The organism is Actinobacillus indolicus (genome assembly GCF_004519515.1).
Taxonomy (GTDB): Bacteria; Pseudomonadota; Gammaproteobacteria; order Enterobacterales; family Pasteurellaceae; genus Glaesserella; species Glaesserella indolica_A.
In genome coordinates, this window is the sequence record NZ_CP038145.1 from 318,915 (window position 1) to 333,902 (window position 14,988).

Sequence of the window (14,988 nt, forward strand, 5' to 3'; positions counted from 1 at the left end):
CTTTTGTCTACTATGCCTGCCAATATCTATTATAAAAGATGAGCAACCAATTGTTCTGTTACACTATATGGAATTAGTTTGGCACGATCGCAAAGACTCTCGCATTAAACCCTGGTGCATCTTTGATTTTCGGCACACCGATAAAGATTGCACCACCTGTGGCTGGTAATTCAGAGAGATTATTTAACACTTCAATTTGGAATTTATTTTGGGTTAACCAATAACGCTCTCCCACCAAATCATTATGTTTAACGAAATCAAGGGCACTGTCTGTATCTAAGGTTTCATGCCCAATCGCAGCCACATTGCGTTGTTCATGTAAGAATTGCAATGTTTCTAAAGCCCAACCTGGTGTATGCGCTTGTCCTGCATCATCTTTATTATAAAATTTCGCATTATCATGCCAGCGTTTCGACCAACCACTTGCGAACGCTACAAAGCTTCCAGCAGGAATTTCGCCATATTGTGCTTCAAAATCTAAAATATCTTGAACCGTTAAGCGGTAATCGTTATTGGCTTCAACGTCTTTTTCTTTATGGATTACTACTAACGGTAACACAAACTCTGTTACAGGAATTTCATCTAATGCTTTTGTTCCCACAGCAAAGTGGATTGGTGCATCAATATGCGTGCCATATTGTGTTGCAACCGTATATTGATTTGCAAAGAATCCATCTTTTTCTACGGTAAATAACGTTTCCGTTTCGATAGGTTTAAATGCAGGAAAATAAGGGATTTCAGAACTAACAGTATGGCTTAAGTCAATCCATTTTTGGCTCTTTAGTAAGGTGATTGCATCAATAATTTTAGACATAATTTGCTCCTAATCAGTTAATATTCATGACTTTAGTATGAGAAAAACAGTTTCGCAAATAACAAATCGTTATGAGATATAGCTTGCTTTATTGATCGAGCTTTAATTTCTCAATCTCTTTACTAAACTCTTCAATGTCATCAAAACTTAAATAAACCGATGCAAAACGGATATAGGCGACTTTATCGAGCTGTTTTAATTCATTTAGCACCAAATCCCCAACGAATTTACTCGACACTTCCCTCTCGCCCGTGGCTTGTAATTGTAAAATAATACGATGAATGGCTTTTTCTACCTCTTCCGTATGGACCGAACGTTTTTCTAATGCACGAGATAAACTGGTACGCAATTTACGCTCGTCAAAAGGCTCTCGATTGCCATTATTTTTTACGATATAAGGAATCAGAAGCTCTGCACTTTCAAAGGTCGTAAAACGCTCTTTACACTCAGGGCATTCACGTCTGCGACGAATTTGATAGCCATCCGCCGCAAGTCGTGAATCAACCACTTTCGTATCTTCTGTCGAACAAAATGGGCAACGCATTATTTTAGCCCTTTTTGTCTTGCCACAAATTCTGCATGTAGATTTTCAGGGGGCGGTGGCATTTGTAAATAGTACCCCTCTGTTTGAATTTTTTGCAAAACTTCTTGATTATCTACCCGCTTGAGTTGCTTTTCACCGACAAGATTGAACAGCATCACAAATTCAGGCTTGCCAAAAATTTGGCGTAGCTCCGTAGGCACTTGTTCAAATTGGTCTCGTTTTTCCACATAAAGATACATCCCTTCTTTTTTCGGGCTTTTATAAATTGCACATAGCATCGTTCTATTCATCCTCAAGTTGATAGCTGCCTTCATAATTTGTAAAGCGTGAAAATTGCCCTTGGAAACCGAGTGGCACACGTCCAATCGGGCCGTTACGCTGTTTACCAATAATAATTTCCGCCATACCTTTTGTATCGGAATTATCGTGATACACCTCATCACGATAAATAAACATAATTAAGTCCGCATCTTGCTCAATAGAGCCAGATTCACGTAAGTCAGAGTTTACAGGACGTTTGTCTGCACGTTGCTCTAAGCTACGGTTAAGCTGTGAAAGAGCCACAACAGGCACTTGCAACTCTTTTGCCAATGCTTTTAACGAGCGAGAAATTTCAGCAATTTCAAGGGTTCGGTTATCTGCAAACCCAGGTGCTCGCATTAACTGCAAATAGTCCACCATAATTAAACTTAAACCGCTATTTTCTTTATAAACGCGTCTTGCACGAGAACGAAGCTCCGTCGGTGTTAAGCCTGAACTATCATCAATATAAATATTGCGACGCTCTTGTAATATCCCTACGGTACTGCCGATACGAGACATTTCATCATCATCTAATCGCCCTGTACGAATTTTGGTTTGATCAACAGTAGAAAGCGATGCAAACATACGCATCATAATTTGATCTGCAGGCATCTCAAGGCTGAAAATCAGTACAGGTTTATTAGGCTGTTTGATTTTATTACCAAATTCATCTTCAACTTCAATATTTCCCATCGCCGCATTTTCACAGAGATTCATGGCGAAAGTGGTTTTACCCATAGATGGACGAGCGGCAACAATGATTAAATCCGATGGCTGTAATCCTGCGGTTTTGCGATCTAGTGCATCAAAGCCTGTTGAGACTCCCGTTACCCCTGAGTTATTCTTAGATTTAGAAAGAATATCAATACGCGCAAGGGTTTCCATTAAAATATCATCGATCTTTTTCGGGCCTTCATCTGTCGATGTTCGCATTTCTGCAATATGGAAAACGGAACGCTCTGCTTCATCCAAAACATCTTTTACACTCATACCCTTCGGGTTATAGCTCATCTCCGCAATTTTATTTCCTGCGGCAATCAGCTCTCGGCGAATAGCTCTTTCACTCACAATATCAGCATAAGCCAAAATGTTTGCTGCACTTGGTGTATTTTTAGACAATTCAGCCAAATAGGCAAAGCCGCCCACATCTTGTAAAACGCCTTTGTTTTTTAAGACTTGGTCTAAAGTGATAATATCAATCGGCTTATGCTCACGCACCAACGCGGTCATTTCTTCAAAAATCAGTCGGTGAGCATGGTTATAAAAATCGCTGGCTTGTACTCGCTCTGCAACATTGTCCCAATACTCATTACTCAACATAATGCCCCCAAGTACCGCCTGTTCAGCTTCAATAGAATGTGGCGCAATATGTAGTTGCTCGATTTGTTTATCTTTAGACTTCTCTGTGGATTTTTGGAATTCGGACATGAGCGTTACTCTTTGGGAAAATCATAATGCTAGTTTAGCGAATTCAGCAATATTTTTCAGCTGATTTACATAAGTTGATGGTATGACAAGCGGAAAGTTATACAGCAACATTTGCAAATTTCTTGCCAAATCTAACCGCTTGTAACGGAATAATGGCACTAAAATAACTGCCAAATCGGTTTACATTCTGAAGGTAAGTCTAAATTTTTGCCTAGCTCTACCCAGCCTGTTGGATAATGGAAGTCTGAGCCGACAGATGCATAAAGATCGAACTCTTTTGCCCATCGTGTTAAAAGTTGGCGTTGGTCTGGCGTTTGCGCACTTCCTGCGACTTCAATACCATCTCCACCTGCTTCTTTAAAGGCTTCAATCAAACGTCGAATCCATCTAGCCGTTAATTTATAGCGTAGTGGATGTGCCACACAAATCACCCCGCCCGCTTTATGTGTCACTTGAATAGCTTCTTCTAAACTGCACCAAACCGGTTTAACATAGGCAGGTTTTCCCATGCCTAAATAGCGTTTAAAGGCGTGTTCATCGTCTCGTACATAACCTTGTGCCACGAGAAAACGGGCGTAATGCGCTCGGGTAACTTCACCGCTTGCTAGAGCCTTTGCCCCTTGGTAAGCATCAGCAATACCAGCCTTTGCTAATTTTTCGCCAATGAGCTCTGCTCGTTGCTGACGTAATAAACGCTGTTTTTCTAACAGTTCTATCATTGCAGGGTGGTTTTCATTTATGTTCAATGCAGCTAAATGAATACTTTTACCTTCCCATAAAATCGAAATTTCAACACCGCTGATAAACTGAATCGGTTGAGTTTGTGCAAAGGCTTTCGCTTCTGCAATGCCTGATACCGTATCATGATCGGTCAATGCCAACATCGTGACACCTTGTTCGACAGCTCGTTGAACTAATTCTGTTGGTGTCAAAATACCGTCTGATGCGGTACTGTGACTATGTAAATCGTATTTCATCTTAGCTCCCTAACACACCAGACTGGATAAAAAAGGTTCGATAAGCTTCTATTTTCTTTGCCAAACTTAAAGGATAAGCACGAGATGTGGACGGCAATCGATATAAAAAGAGTTCTCTATCGGCTTGATAAGGAAATGCCACAAAAGAATTGGTTTTAGGTTCTTTGATTTTTTCAGGTAGTAATCCTAATAATGTTTCCGTTGCCTTTCCACCTGTGGTGAAAAGCCAACGACAATGGGGAACTTGTTGAAGTACCGCATGTAAATTCACAGGTTCAACAATTTTTAAGAATTTATCTGACGCATTTCCTTGTTCACGAATTGCGGTTTCTGCCGTTGAACATAAGGCAATGCCTTTGTCTCTCAAAAAAGTTTCGATACGTTCTGGGTCAAAGCGTTTTTCATCTCCAATACGGAAATGATCTATATCATCAAAAAAGATTGCCCCAAAAATTCGCCACATATCATTTTGGAAATTCGGATAATGAAACTCCATGCACCGTTTTTCAGGTGTTGGGGGGAACGTACCCATCATCATGACTGTTGCATGAGAAGGTAAAATGGCTGGAAATGGATGTTTTTCTATTTGTTGCATAAGTAAATAAAATGGGCATAACTGCCCATTTTGAAAAAGTAATTGCTTGGGATACATTATCCCGATATGGTTATTTATCGCAAGCTTTTAATGACACCGACCACTCTGCACCCGATTTCACTTTGTATTTATTTGCAAAGCTATCCATGTTTAATGCAAAAGAGACATTTAATAAACTATTGAGATACATTAATGGTCTGCCTTCTTCGACATCACCAAAACTGCTCTTATACGGCATAGTGCCTGAATAGTGCACTTTGACTTCGCTACCTAAATTTTCTTTGATTTCAACACAGACTTTACCGTCTTTTTGAATACCTGATTTTTCAAGTAGTTCACTGCTGATGTTCGTCCAGATATTGCCATATTGAACATCAAGTACAGGGATATTTCCTTTTAACACGCCTTCTTCAAGAGTTGGACGCTGATAGTCAATTTCTGTCACCTTAGCTGGTAATTCAGCACCGACTTCTTCAAAGCTGATTTTTCCTGATGCTAATTTTGCCCCTGTATAAGCATAAACATCACGACCGTGGAAGGTGTAGGATTTTTCAGAACCTTCTAAACGGTTTTTGGTTTCATCAATTTCACGTAATGCTTCAATGCCTAAAAATTCTGCAACCAATGTTAATGTGCCATTATCAGGGGTAACAAAATAATGCCCTGTTTTCGTTTTTAAAACGACGGACTTACGATCGGTCCCAACACCAGGATCTACCACACTAACAAATACCGTGCCTTCAGGCCAATAGGTTGCAGTTTGATATAAACGATACGCCGCTTCCCAAATATTATAAGGGGGAATTTCATGGGTTAAATCGAACATTTTAAGATTGCGGTCAACGCCAAACGCAACCCCTTGCATTGCAGAGACTGCACCGTCTTTTAAGCTAAAATCGGTTTGGAGAACAAGGGCATTTGCAGATTTTTGTGCAGAAGTTACCGCTTGCAGAGAAGATTTTGTTTCTGTTGTGGCAAAAGAGGAAACAGAAAATGTGGCAAGAGCGATTGCTAACCAAGTTTTATTCATTTGTTAATCCTTATTATGATGATTGTTAATAGATTAACAGGATAGTAATCGTTTGCGTAACCGTTGTCCATAGCCCCAAACAGTTTATTTTTTATTAAGTAATGCCCCTATGGCTTTGAGTTTGTCGCTTTTACTTAATCCTTGGTCTGCAAGCTGATTTAACGCAGAAACCAGATGCTCACCACTTTCACTTTGCGTAGATGAAATCGCCTGCGGTTGCATCAGTTGAGTTGCATATTCTGTAAGTTCCGCTAACAATGCTATTTTTTCGGTATCATCATGATATAACGCCGAAAGCGTTTGAATTGCTTGCTCAAATTGCTCTGCTTTTGATTCAATCTGTTGATAGCAATATTTTTGCCAGCGTACTTGTTCGGCTCGGGTTAAAGTCGCAGGGAAATGTCTTGCACGATAGTGGAATAATAATGGCTCTACTCGCTCATCTTTGAATTTTAGCCCGTGATGTGCAAGTTCTTCTGGTTTTAACCCACGTAAAATCGCCATGTTATTTTTATCAGCATTATCGAAAAATCCACTATACAGCGTGGTTTCAATATTTGGGGACGTTGCATACTCCCGTTCTTCCATAAAAATCTCGGTGGCTTTTTCACGTACCGCACTTTTTTGCGATTTTAATACTTTCAGATTATCCAAACAGGCTTGACGATCTATGCCTAAGCGGGTTGCATTTTCAGGAAGCAAGGTTTTAGCTGGGGCTAAAATTGGGCATTTATTGATATGCACTAATTTTAATGGGATAGACGAAAGCCCTTCAGCTTCTAAATCCGCTTTCTTCGTATAAAGACGTTCTCGTAGCGTTTGTGCCGATTCGTTGAGTAAAGTGGAAACATTCCCTGATAAGTCACACACAATCACAGCATTTTTATTGGTTGGATGCCATGCTAATGGAACAACCCAAGCGGTATTTCCACGGTAATTGCCAAGCATACCCGAAACATGAACTAAGGGGGTCATTTCCCCCACATCAATCATCTCTTCTAATGCTTTTTTATGACGATGTTGTAAGAAAAAATCAAACAATTTAGGTTGCTTTTGTTTTATGAGTTTTGCCATAGCGATAGTCGCGTAAACATCAGACATCGCATCGTGGGCATTTTCATGGGCAATGCCATTTGCCTTTGTTAAATTTTCTAATTTAAAACTCGGCATACCGTCATCGTCATAAGCCCATTCAATACCTTCAGGACGTAAGGCATAACAGGCACGCACAACATCAAGTAAATCCCAACGAGAATTTCCATTTTTCCAACTGTATTCATAGGGATCAAAAAAGTTACGGAAAAAGGTATAGCGCGTCATTTCATCATCATAACGAATATTGTTATACCCCATAACACAGGTATTAGGCTCACTAAATTCTGCATGGATACGCGCGGAAAACTCAGGTTCAGATATCCCTTGTTGGTTACACAGTTGCGGTGTAATCCCTGTCACCATCACCGCTTCAGGAGAAGGCAAATAATCATGTGTCTGTTTACAATAAAACATCACAGGTTCGCCAATGATATTAAAATCACTATCCGTCCTGATACCTGCAAACTGAGCAGGGCGATCCGATGCGGGATCAATACCAAAACTTTCGTAGTCATAAATAAAAAAGGTCGGTTGATTCATCTCTTTGTATCCCTGCTCTTTGCATGAAGAAAATAAATTTAAAAAAATTTCAAATTTTTTGAACTAACTGAAAAAGGGGGAGTCTTACAGAACAGCATAATGTGCTAGTTTATTTTTCATTTCCTTAGGTAAGACCTCCCCCGATACTGATTATTGGTATCGGGTTTTTTTATATATTTAAGATCTCAATCCCACACCACGCTCAACCAATGAATATGCCCAAACATATAAAATCACAATAAAAAGTATTAACACCGCAAAAGTGTAGTAGATCGACACATCACTAATGCCTAAGAAACCATAGCGAAAACCGCTGATCATATATACGATCGGGTTAAATTGGGAAATCTTCTGCCAAAACTCAGGGAGTAAGCTGATTGAATAAAATACCCCGCCAAGATAAGTCAATGGCGTTAATACAAAGGTAGGAATAATGCCTATATCATCAAAAGTCTTCGCAAATACGGCATTAATCAATCCACCTAATGCAAAGGCAATGGTTGTCATCAACATCGTAAGAATAATGATGCCCCAAGAATATATTTCGTAAGAAACAAAGCATAATGTCACCGCTGTCACAAGGATACCAACCATAACACCACGCATAACACTGCCTGCGACATATCCCCAAATAATGGTATGAGTAGATAGCGGAGATACAAGTAACTCTTCAATGTTACGCACAAATTTACTTAAAAAGAAAGACGATGCAGTATTGGTATAAGATGCCGTAATCGCCGACATCATAATTAAGCCAGGGGCAATAAATTGCATATAGCTGACCCCGCCCATATCCCCAATGCGATGCCCGATTAATTTACCGAAAATCAAAAAGTAGAGTGTCGTTGTAATGATCGGCGGTACTAAAGTTTGTCGCCAAATGCGTAATACTCTTTTGGTTTCCTTAACGGCAAGCGTATAAAATCCTGTCATATTTTGCATTCTTAATCCTATTTTAATCTCATAAAGAGTTCTTCCAAGCGGTTGGATTTATTACGCATACTTAACACTTCGATATTCTGTATACTAAGCTGTTGGAATAACTTATTCAAACCTTGTTGGCGTTTTACTTCGACTTCAATCGTCGTTTCGTCTACCCATTTAAACGGATAGTCATCTATCACAAGCGGTCGGTTTTCACTTAAATCTAGCAAAAAGATTTCCGTTTCAAGTTTTGCCAGTAACGCTTTCATTGAGGTATTTTCAATGATCTGCCCCTGCTGAATAATCCCAATATTACGGCACAAAGTTTCCGCTTCTTCTAAATAGTGCGTAGTCAAAATAATGGTTGTACCTTGCTGGTTAAGCTCTCGTAAAAAATCCCATAAACTACGGCGAAGTTCAATATCTACCCCTGCTGTCGGTTCATCTAAAATGAGCAGTTTAGGGTTGTGCATTAACGCTCGGGCAATCATTACTCGACGTTTCATACCGCCTGATAATTCACGAGTAAAATGATCGCGTTTTTCCCACAAGTCTAATTTTTTTAACCAAATTTCCGCTTGTTGTAACGCTTGATCACGTTTTACCCCGTAAAAACCTGCTTGATTGACTAACACATCAATGACTTTCTCAAACTGGTTAAAATTGAACTCTTGGGGAACTAAGCCAAGTTGTTGTTTTAATTGAATCTTTTGGGTATCTAAATCGTAGCCAAATACTTTTACCGATCCACTCGTCTTATTCACGAGCGAGCTAATAATCCCAATCGTCGTTGACTTCCCTGCCCCGTTATGTCCAAGCAGTGCATAAAAATCCCCTTGCTCTACGCAAAGATCAATGCCTTTGACCGCTTGAACACCCGTCGGATATTGTTTAATCAAATTTTTTATTTCGAGTGCGTACATATTTTCTACTCCGCCACTGCCCGAATAGTTGCTTCGTCCATTTGAGCATCAAAGGCTTGTTGTAATAATTTTAATTTTTCGTCTGCTTGTAAGGCTTTTTTGGCTTCTAGTGTTAGGTTTTCAAAAATGGTTCGGCGAAGCTCTAAGGGGGTTTGATGTTCGCTACTCTCCCCTAATTGCATTTCATAAGTTAAGCCGATTTGTTCAAATGCTATGGTTAAACCCTGTCTAACTTCATTATTATTAAAATGTGCCATTGAAGGTTTTAATACTAATTTAAGATGATTATCTTGTTTCTCAGCCAAATAGCTATTTAAAACTAACTGGCGAGTTACCCCTCCGAGTTTTAATGATTGAACAAGACGACTCCATTCATCTCTCTCACAACCTAATTCAATGGTTTTCTTGACGAGTTCAGGTGTTTTATCCTGCAAAATCGCTTGTTTGATTTCGGATGGTTTTGGGGCATCTTCTTGATTTTCGAGTTCAGGATTAAGCCACGTCCAACGGTAATCTTCATCACTGACCTTCTTTGCTTCAATCTTTGGTGTCGGACGAGCTTGAGTTTGCAGTTGTGCCTTCTGCTCTTGGGTTGCAAGTAAATTCTCAAAACCTTGCTGAACATTTTTCTTCACAACCTTAGGCGGTTGAATGGGGGTTAAATCAGACTTTTTTTTTTCGTCTTGTTGCTCTTGTTTCGCTTTTAATTGCTGACGAGCCTGCATTGCTTTTAAGGCAGGCGATATGCTTTCTGTATTCGTTTCAGTGGGGGAAGCGGTTGGTTGAGCGAGATTTTTTGCAAAATGTTGTTCAGTATTGACCGCTTGTGTTGTCGCAGTTTGAGCTGAATTTTGCTGTTGAGCTAAACGTTCTCTTAACTGACCAATGCTATTTGGCGATTGCACAGGTGCAACCGGCTTTGTCGGCGTTGCTGTGACAACGGCTGTCGTGGTTGCCATATTTTTAGGGTGGAAAGCCAAAGCTCTTAAGATAGCCATTTCCACGCCCGAACGTTGCTCTGGGGCAAAAGGCAACTCTTTTTTGCCTGTCAGCATTACTTGATAGAAAAACTGTACATCTTCCGGCGAGATCTGTTTTGCTAGAAAATGCAGTGGGGTTTCTTCTTGATGTGCGTGTTTTAACAACTGCAACATTGCAATTTGATGCAAGGTTTCTGCGGTATCGCTTAACAGTTGTTGCCAATCGACACCTTTTTCCGCCACGGACTGAATGACTGCCATTGCTTTTTCACCGTCTGCATTCGCAAGGGCTTGTACCAATTCTAACGGCTGATGATCGTCAATTAAGCCGAGCATTTGGCTTACCATCGGTAAGGTGATATTCGCATTGCTGACGGCAATTGCCTGATCGGTTAAGCTCAAGGCATCACGAATACTGCCTTGTGCCGCTTTTGCGAGTTTGGCAAGCGCTGACAATTCATAGGGAATTTGCTCTTGAGTTAAGATAAATTCAAGGTGTTGCTGAATTTGTGACTGCTCCAAGGCTCGCAAATGGAACTGCATACAACGGGAAAGAATGGTGATCGGCAGTTTTTGCGGATCGGTGGTTGCAAGCAAGAATTTGACATATTCCGGCGGTTCTTCAAGGGTTTTGAGCAACGCATTGAAGCTATGACGAGAGAGCATATGCACTTCGTCAATCAGATAAACCTTAAAACGCCCAACGGTTGGTTTGTATTGCACATTATCGAGCAATTCACGGGTATCTTCGACCTTCGTGCGTGAAGCCGCGTCAATCTCAATCAGATCGATAAATCGCCCTTCTTCAATCGCTTTACAGTTCGCACATTGACCGCAAGGGTCGGCACTGATCCCCGTTTCACAGTTCAAGCCTTTTGCAAATAGACGAGCAATCGAGGTTTTCCCTACGCCACGCGTTCCTGAAAAAAGATAAGCGTGATGTAACCGCCCTTCTCGCAAACCATTTTCGAGAGCGGATAAAACGTGTTGTTGCCCGACCACTTCGCTAAATCGCTGTGGTCGCCATTTGCGTGCTAGAACTTGATAGGACATTTGACCTCTTTAGTTGTTGCGTAGCTCTTGAAATCCCCCTAGCCCCCCTTTTACAAAGAGGGGAATTGCAAGGGGAAAGATAAAATTAGTGACCTTCAAAACTCACTAAGGTATAAGAATTGACACCGATTTTCTCTAAACGTTCTTTACCACCAAGATCAGGCAACCAAATCACAAAGGCAGCATTTTCAACTTTACCACCTAAACGGCGAATCAGTTGCACCGTTGCTTCGACAGTACCGCCGGTTGCAAGTAAATCATCAATAACAAGTACATTATCCCCAGCTTGAACAGAGTCCGTATGGATCTCTAAGGTGTCTTCGCCGTACTCAAGGGCGTAAGATTGAGAAATTACCGCACGTGGTAATTTTTTCGGTTTACGCACAAGCACGAAAGGCACACCTAAAGCTAATGCCACTGGTGCACCAAAGATAAACCCACGAGATTCGGTTCCCACAATTTTGGTGATTCCTTTATCTTTAAACTCAGCCACAATCGCATCAACAGAAGCTTGGAATGCAGCTGGTACTTCTAATAAAGAGGTAATATCACGGAAGATAATGCCTGCTTTTGGATAGTCAGGAATAGATTTAATTGAAGATTTGATTAACTCAAGTTGTTGGCTCATTTTTTGACCTTCTAAACAAGAAAAATAACCTGTGGAATGTAGCAAAATTTGCAGGAATTACAAGGAAAAAATGATGTCAGAAGCACATTACCACAACAAAATATGCAATAGATGAAATTTTATCTCAATAAGCATCAGGATACGCAATAATATAATCCATTAACAAGCGGTCAGATCCCACCCATTATTTGCAAATATGCTTATAGTTTTACATTAAATCTCTTCGGCACAATAAAAACCGCAGGCAATGCAAACAGCACCATTAGCCAGAAGCTACCTGTTGGCGAAACTTGATAGACCAAGCCTGCGATAAAGGTAAACAACGCCATAAAAATACAGCTCGCAAAGCTAAAATAGAGTGCTTGTAGTTTTGCCATTTGTTCCGTGGGTTGGGTTGAAAGGTAGCGGATCATTGCATAATGCCCTGCCCCATAAGAGATAGAATGGAACATCTGCATTGCCATTAAAATAGCGATATTTGTGGTCGAAGCCAGTAAGACCCAACGCACCATTGAGCCAACAGCAGATAAGATCATTAAATGGCTAATTTTCCACGTTTTAAATAAACGGTTGGCAAAGAAGAAAAACAGAATTTCCGAGATAACCGCCAAGCCCCATAATAAACTTGCACTTTGGGTCGAAATACCTGCTGATGCCCAATAAATCGTACTATACGCATAATAAGCGGCGTGAGAAGATTGAATTAAGGAAATAGCAATCAACATTTTGAATGTGGTTGGCACTTTCATTAATTGCAGATAGCTTAAATCTGATTGGGCTTTTTCTTCCGTTTGTACAAAGGCTTGGGTTGGTTTGAGCGTTAAGCCAGTGCCTAAAAAGACTAGCCAGCCGATCAAAATGCCGATAATCGCACTTTCTCCTAGCCAGCCGACTAAATAGCCTGTACTAACTGAGCCGACCACAAAGGCAATCGAGCCGAATAAACGTGTTCTGCCATAATCAATCCCGACTTGTTGTTGCCAAGTGGAAGCAATGGTATCGGCAATCGGCATTGCACCGCCGTTGAAGATATGGAACAGTGCGATTGCTGGAAATAAAATCCAGATAGTTTGAACCCCAAAGGCAACTAACAACAGGGTGGCAATGGCGAGCCACGTCAGCCAACGGGCAAGAGAAAGTAACTGGTTGGGGTGGCTAATGCGTTTAGAAAAGGTCATTGCCCCTAAAAAACGAAACAGATAACCTGAAGCGATTAATAAGCCAATCATTCCCGAATCGTAGCCGTGATGGTTCAACCAAACAGGCAGAAACGGCAACAGCACGCCATAGGCACAGTAAAAGCCGAAGAAGTTAAACGACGACCATTGAAAAGGGGTAAATTTTATCATAGGGATTTTTCCATCTCTTCTGCACGTTTAATTGCCGCATTCATCGCCTGTTCAACGGTTGCATTTAGCTCACGCTGTTCAAATACCGCCAACGCCTGAGCCGTTGTACCGCCTTTTGAGGTGACATTTTCGCGTAAGGTTGCCAAGGTGACATCTGGATTTTCCACCACCATTTTTGCTGCCCCTAAAGCCACCGATTGCACTAAATAACGGGCATTTTGTTCACTAAAACCCATTTTAACCGCTGCGTCTTGCATGGCTTCCATAAACTTAAAGAAGTAGGCTGGGCTAGAGCCTGTGATGGCAATAATTTGGTTGATCTCCGCTTCTGTATCTACCCAATAACATTTGCCTACCGCAGACAGTAGCTGTTCCGCAAATTGACAAGCGGTCGGATCTACCGATTTTTTTGCAAATAATCCTGCTATGCCTTCACCGATGAGCGATGGTGTATTCGGCATCGTCCGAACAATGTTGGTTGCCGTTGGTAACAGTTGCTCAAGACGGGCAACAGAAATCCCAGCCGCAACGGAAATAACCCATTTTGCCCTAAAATCCACTTCTGCAAACTCACTGCACACTTCCGCCATCATCTGCGGTTTGACCGCCAAAATCACCACATCAGCTTGGGTCACAGCATCAAGGTTAGACAAATCCACCTGAACGCCCATTGCTCTTAACTGCGAGCGACGAGTTTCATTGCTTTTATTACGAGCGATGATTTGCTCGGCAGGATAACCGCTTTTGATTAATCCTGAAATGATCGCAAACGCCATATTACCGGCACCGATAAAGGCGATTTTTTTGTGTTGCATAACAAGTTCCTTTAGAGCGAAATACGTTATAATTATGGCTATTCTACCCCACGATCTAAGGATTTCTAAATGTTTTGGTTTAAAAATGTCATGATTTACCGTTTAACTAGTGAATTACGCTTCACTAGCAGTGAATTAGACACACAATTACAACAAACAAAATTCACCCCTTGCCAACAAAGCGATATGCAAAAATTTGGCTGGTCGTCACCGCTTGCAGGAAGCGAACTGTTGCACTTTGCACAGGGTCAGCAGTTCCTACTGGTTTCCCATAAAGAAGAAAAATTATTGCCAGCTCACGTTGTCAAAAAAGAAACGGAAAACCGCATTGAAGCCTTAGAACAAAAAGAGCAACGCAAGCTGAAGAAAACGGAAAAACAGGCGATCAAAGATGATGTAGTGGCAATGTTATTGCCCCGTGCGTTTAGTAAACATCAATTTACGGCGATTTGGTTAGACTTAGATAAACAGCTTGTTTATGTAGATAGTGGCTCGGCAAAACGTGCTGAAGATACCCTTGCTTTGTTACGCAAATCCCTTGGCTCTCTGCCTGTTGTGCCGATTTCCTTCACGCTACAACCGAGTGAAGTAATGACAAATTGGGTGGCAAAAGGGCATACACCAAGCTGGCTGACGCTTCTGGAAGAAGCGGAGTTGAAATCCTTTGACACCGACAGCGTAATCCGTTGTAAACGCCAAGATTTAGAAAGCGATGAAATCAGCCAACATTTACAAGCGGGTAAATTTGTCACAAAACTTGCGTTAGATTGGGAAAATCATTTTTCTTTTGTGTTAAACGAAGATGCCACCCTTGCCCGTGTCAAATTCGCGGATGAAGTGCGTGAAAAGAATGATAATATTTTGAAAGAAGATAAAGCCCAACGTTTCGATGCGGATTTTCTGTTAATGACGGAAGAATTACGTCTGTTTACAGAAAAATTGAAGGAAGAGTTTGGGGGGATTTTGGAAAGGATTTAAATCCCCACCTTT

Annotated in this window: 15 protein-coding genes; 1 reads left to right on the forward strand and 14 read right to left on the reverse strand. The window is 41.0% G+C overall.

All coding sequences use genetic code 11. The annotated features are described in order from the left end of the window. Positions 1-73: 73 nt before the first annotated feature. The 14 genes from EXH44_RS01465 to proC form a co-directional block, all read right to left on the reverse strand. A complete protein-coding gene (locus tag EXH44_RS01465; protein WP_162855962.1) occupies positions 74-814 on the reverse strand; it encodes a cyclase family protein in 741 nt (246 codons plus the stop codon). Between the two features lie 88 nt (positions 815-902). Then, on the reverse strand, positions 903-1,358 hold the full coding sequence (gene nrdR, locus EXH44_RS01470; RefSeq protein ID WP_162855963.1) for a transcriptional regulator NrdR: 456 nt from the start codon (positions 1,356-1,358) through the stop codon (positions 903-905). Beyond that, positions 1,358-1,636 carry a YcgL domain-containing protein gene (locus EXH44_RS01475; RefSeq protein WP_111750477.1) on the reverse strand — a complete coding sequence of 93 codons (279 nt, stop codon included), beginning with the start codon at positions 1,634-1,636 and terminating at the stop codon, positions 1,358-1,360. Before EXH44_RS01475 ends, nrdR begins: the two co-directional genes overlap by 1 nt. Before the next feature lie 4 nt (positions 1,637-1,640). Next, positions 1,641-3,089 (reverse strand): replicative DNA helicase, encoded by a 1,449-nt coding sequence (locus tag EXH44_RS01480; protein ID WP_135674385.1) that lies wholly within the window; start codon positions 3,087-3,089, stop codon positions 1,641-1,643. A 158-nt stretch (positions 3,090-3,247) separates the two neighbouring features. Continuing rightward, complete coding sequence (locus tag EXH44_RS01485; RefSeq protein ID WP_162855964.1) at positions 3,248-4,066, reverse strand: PHP domain-containing protein; 819 nt, start codon at positions 4,064-4,066, stop codon at positions 3,248-3,250. A 1-nt stretch (position 4,067) separates the two neighbouring features. After that, positions 4,068-4,661 (reverse strand): DNA glycosylase, encoded by a 594-nt coding sequence (locus EXH44_RS01490; RefSeq protein WP_162855965.1) that lies wholly within the window; start codon positions 4,659-4,661, stop codon positions 4,068-4,070. A gap of 70 nt (positions 4,662-4,731) precedes the next feature. Further along, positions 4,732-5,691, reverse strand: coding sequence for an SAM hydrolase/SAM-dependent halogenase family protein (locus EXH44_RS01495; protein WP_162855966.1), 960 nt, complete (start codon positions 5,689-5,691; stop codon positions 4,732-4,734). Positions 5,692-5,775: 84 nt separating this feature from the next. Continuing rightward, positions 5,776-7,326 carry an exodeoxyribonuclease I gene (gene sbcB / locus EXH44_RS01500; RefSeq protein ID WP_162855967.1) on the reverse strand — a complete coding sequence of 517 codons (1,551 nt, stop codon included), beginning with the start codon at positions 7,324-7,326 and terminating at the stop codon, positions 5,776-5,778. A 177-nt stretch (positions 7,327-7,503) separates the two neighbouring features. After that, complete coding sequence (locus EXH44_RS01505) at positions 7,504-8,259, reverse strand: ABC transporter permease (RefSeq protein ID WP_208717178.1); 756 nt, start codon at positions 8,257-8,259, stop codon at positions 7,504-7,506. Positions 8,260-8,276: 17 nt separating this feature from the next. Beyond that, entirely contained in the window at positions 8,277-9,173 is an 897-nt protein-coding gene (locus tag EXH44_RS01510; protein WP_162855969.1) for an ABC transporter ATP-binding protein, read from the reverse strand. A gap of 5 nt (positions 9,174-9,178) precedes the next feature. After that, positions 9,179-11,206 (reverse strand): DNA polymerase III subunit gamma/tau, encoded by a 2,028-nt coding sequence (gene dnaX, locus EXH44_RS01515; RefSeq protein WP_162855970.1) that lies wholly within the window; start codon positions 11,204-11,206, stop codon positions 9,179-9,181. An 85-nt stretch (positions 11,207-11,291) separates the two neighbouring features. Beyond that, positions 11,292-11,834 (reverse strand): adenine phosphoribosyltransferase, encoded by a 543-nt coding sequence (apt, locus tag EXH44_RS01520; protein WP_162855971.1) that lies wholly within the window; start codon positions 11,832-11,834, stop codon positions 11,292-11,294. Between the two features lie 200 nt (positions 11,835-12,034). Next, positions 12,035-13,183 carry a 3-phenylpropionate MFS transporter gene (locus EXH44_RS01525; RefSeq protein WP_162855972.1) on the reverse strand — a complete coding sequence of 383 codons (1,149 nt, stop codon included), beginning with the start codon at positions 13,181-13,183 and terminating at the stop codon, positions 12,035-12,037. Continuing rightward, positions 13,180-13,998: a pyrroline-5-carboxylate reductase gene (gene proC, locus EXH44_RS01530; RefSeq protein WP_162855973.1), complete on the reverse strand. Its 819-nt coding sequence runs from the start codon at positions 13,996-13,998 to the stop codon at positions 13,180-13,182. Before proC ends, EXH44_RS01525 begins: the two co-directional genes overlap by 4 nt. Before the next feature lie 69 nt (positions 13,999-14,067). On the opposite strand from proC, the gene rdgC reads away from it, so the two are divergent. Beyond that, complete coding sequence (gene rdgC / locus EXH44_RS01535; RefSeq protein ID WP_162855974.1) at positions 14,068-14,976, forward strand: recombination-associated protein RdgC; 909 nt, start codon at positions 14,068-14,070, stop codon at positions 14,974-14,976. Positions 14,977-14,988 lie beyond the last annotated feature (12 nt).

Excerpts from the sequence above, each read along its gene's own strand:
- proC (WP_162855973.1), bottom strand. The coding sequence starts at position 13,998 with ATGCAACACAAAAAAATCGCCTTTATCGGTGCCGGTAATATGGCGTTT.
- rdgC (WP_162855974.1), top strand. The coding sequence starts at position 14,068 with ATGTTTTGGTTTAAAAATGTCATGATTTACCGTTTAACTAGTGAATTA.
- EXH44_RS01525 (WP_162855972.1), bottom strand. The coding sequence starts at position 13,183 with ATGATAAAATTTACCCCTTTTCAATGGTCGTCGTTTAACTTCTTCGGC.
- EXH44_RS01485 (WP_162855964.1), bottom strand. The coding sequence starts at position 4,066 with ATGAAATACGATTTACATAGTCACAGTACCGCATCAGACGGTATTTTG.
- EXH44_RS01480 (WP_135674385.1), bottom strand. The coding sequence starts at position 3,089 with ATGTCCGAATTCCAAAAATCCACAGAGAAGTCTAAAGATAAACAAATC.
- EXH44_RS01475 (WP_111750477.1), bottom strand. The coding sequence starts at position 1,636 with ATGCTATGTGCAATTTATAAAAGCCCGAAAAAAGAAGGGATGTATCTT.
- apt (WP_162855971.1), bottom strand. The coding sequence starts at position 11,834 with ATGAGCCAACAACTTGAGTTAATCAAATCTTCAATTAAATCTATTCCT.
- EXH44_RS01510 (WP_162855969.1), bottom strand. The coding sequence starts at position 9,173 with ATGTACGCACTCGAAATAAAAAATTTGATTAAACAATATCCGACGGGT.
- EXH44_RS01490 (WP_162855965.1), bottom strand. The coding sequence starts at position 4,661 with ATGCAACAAATAGAAAAACATCCATTTCCAGCCATTTTACCTTCTCAT.
- EXH44_RS01465 (WP_162855962.1), bottom strand. The coding sequence starts at position 814 with ATGTCTAAAATTATTGATGCAATCACCTTACTAAAGAGCCAAAAATGG.
- EXH44_RS01495 (WP_162855966.1), bottom strand. The coding sequence starts at position 5,691 with ATGAATAAAACTTGGTTAGCAATCGCTCTTGCCACATTTTCTGTTTCC.
- EXH44_RS01505 (WP_208717178.1), bottom strand. The coding sequence starts at position 8,259 with ATGACAGGATTTTATACGCTTGCCGTTAAGGAAACCAAAAGAGTATTA.
- sbcB (WP_162855967.1), bottom strand. The coding sequence starts at position 7,326 with ATGAATCAACCGACCTTTTTTATTTATGACTACGAAAGTTTTGGTATT.
- nrdR (WP_162855963.1), bottom strand. The coding sequence starts at position 1,358 with ATGCGTTGCCCATTTTGTTCGACAGAAGATACGAAAGTGGTTGATTCA.
- dnaX (WP_162855970.1), bottom strand. The coding sequence starts at position 11,206 with ATGTCCTATCAAGTTCTAGCACGCAAATGGCGACCACAGCGATTTAGC.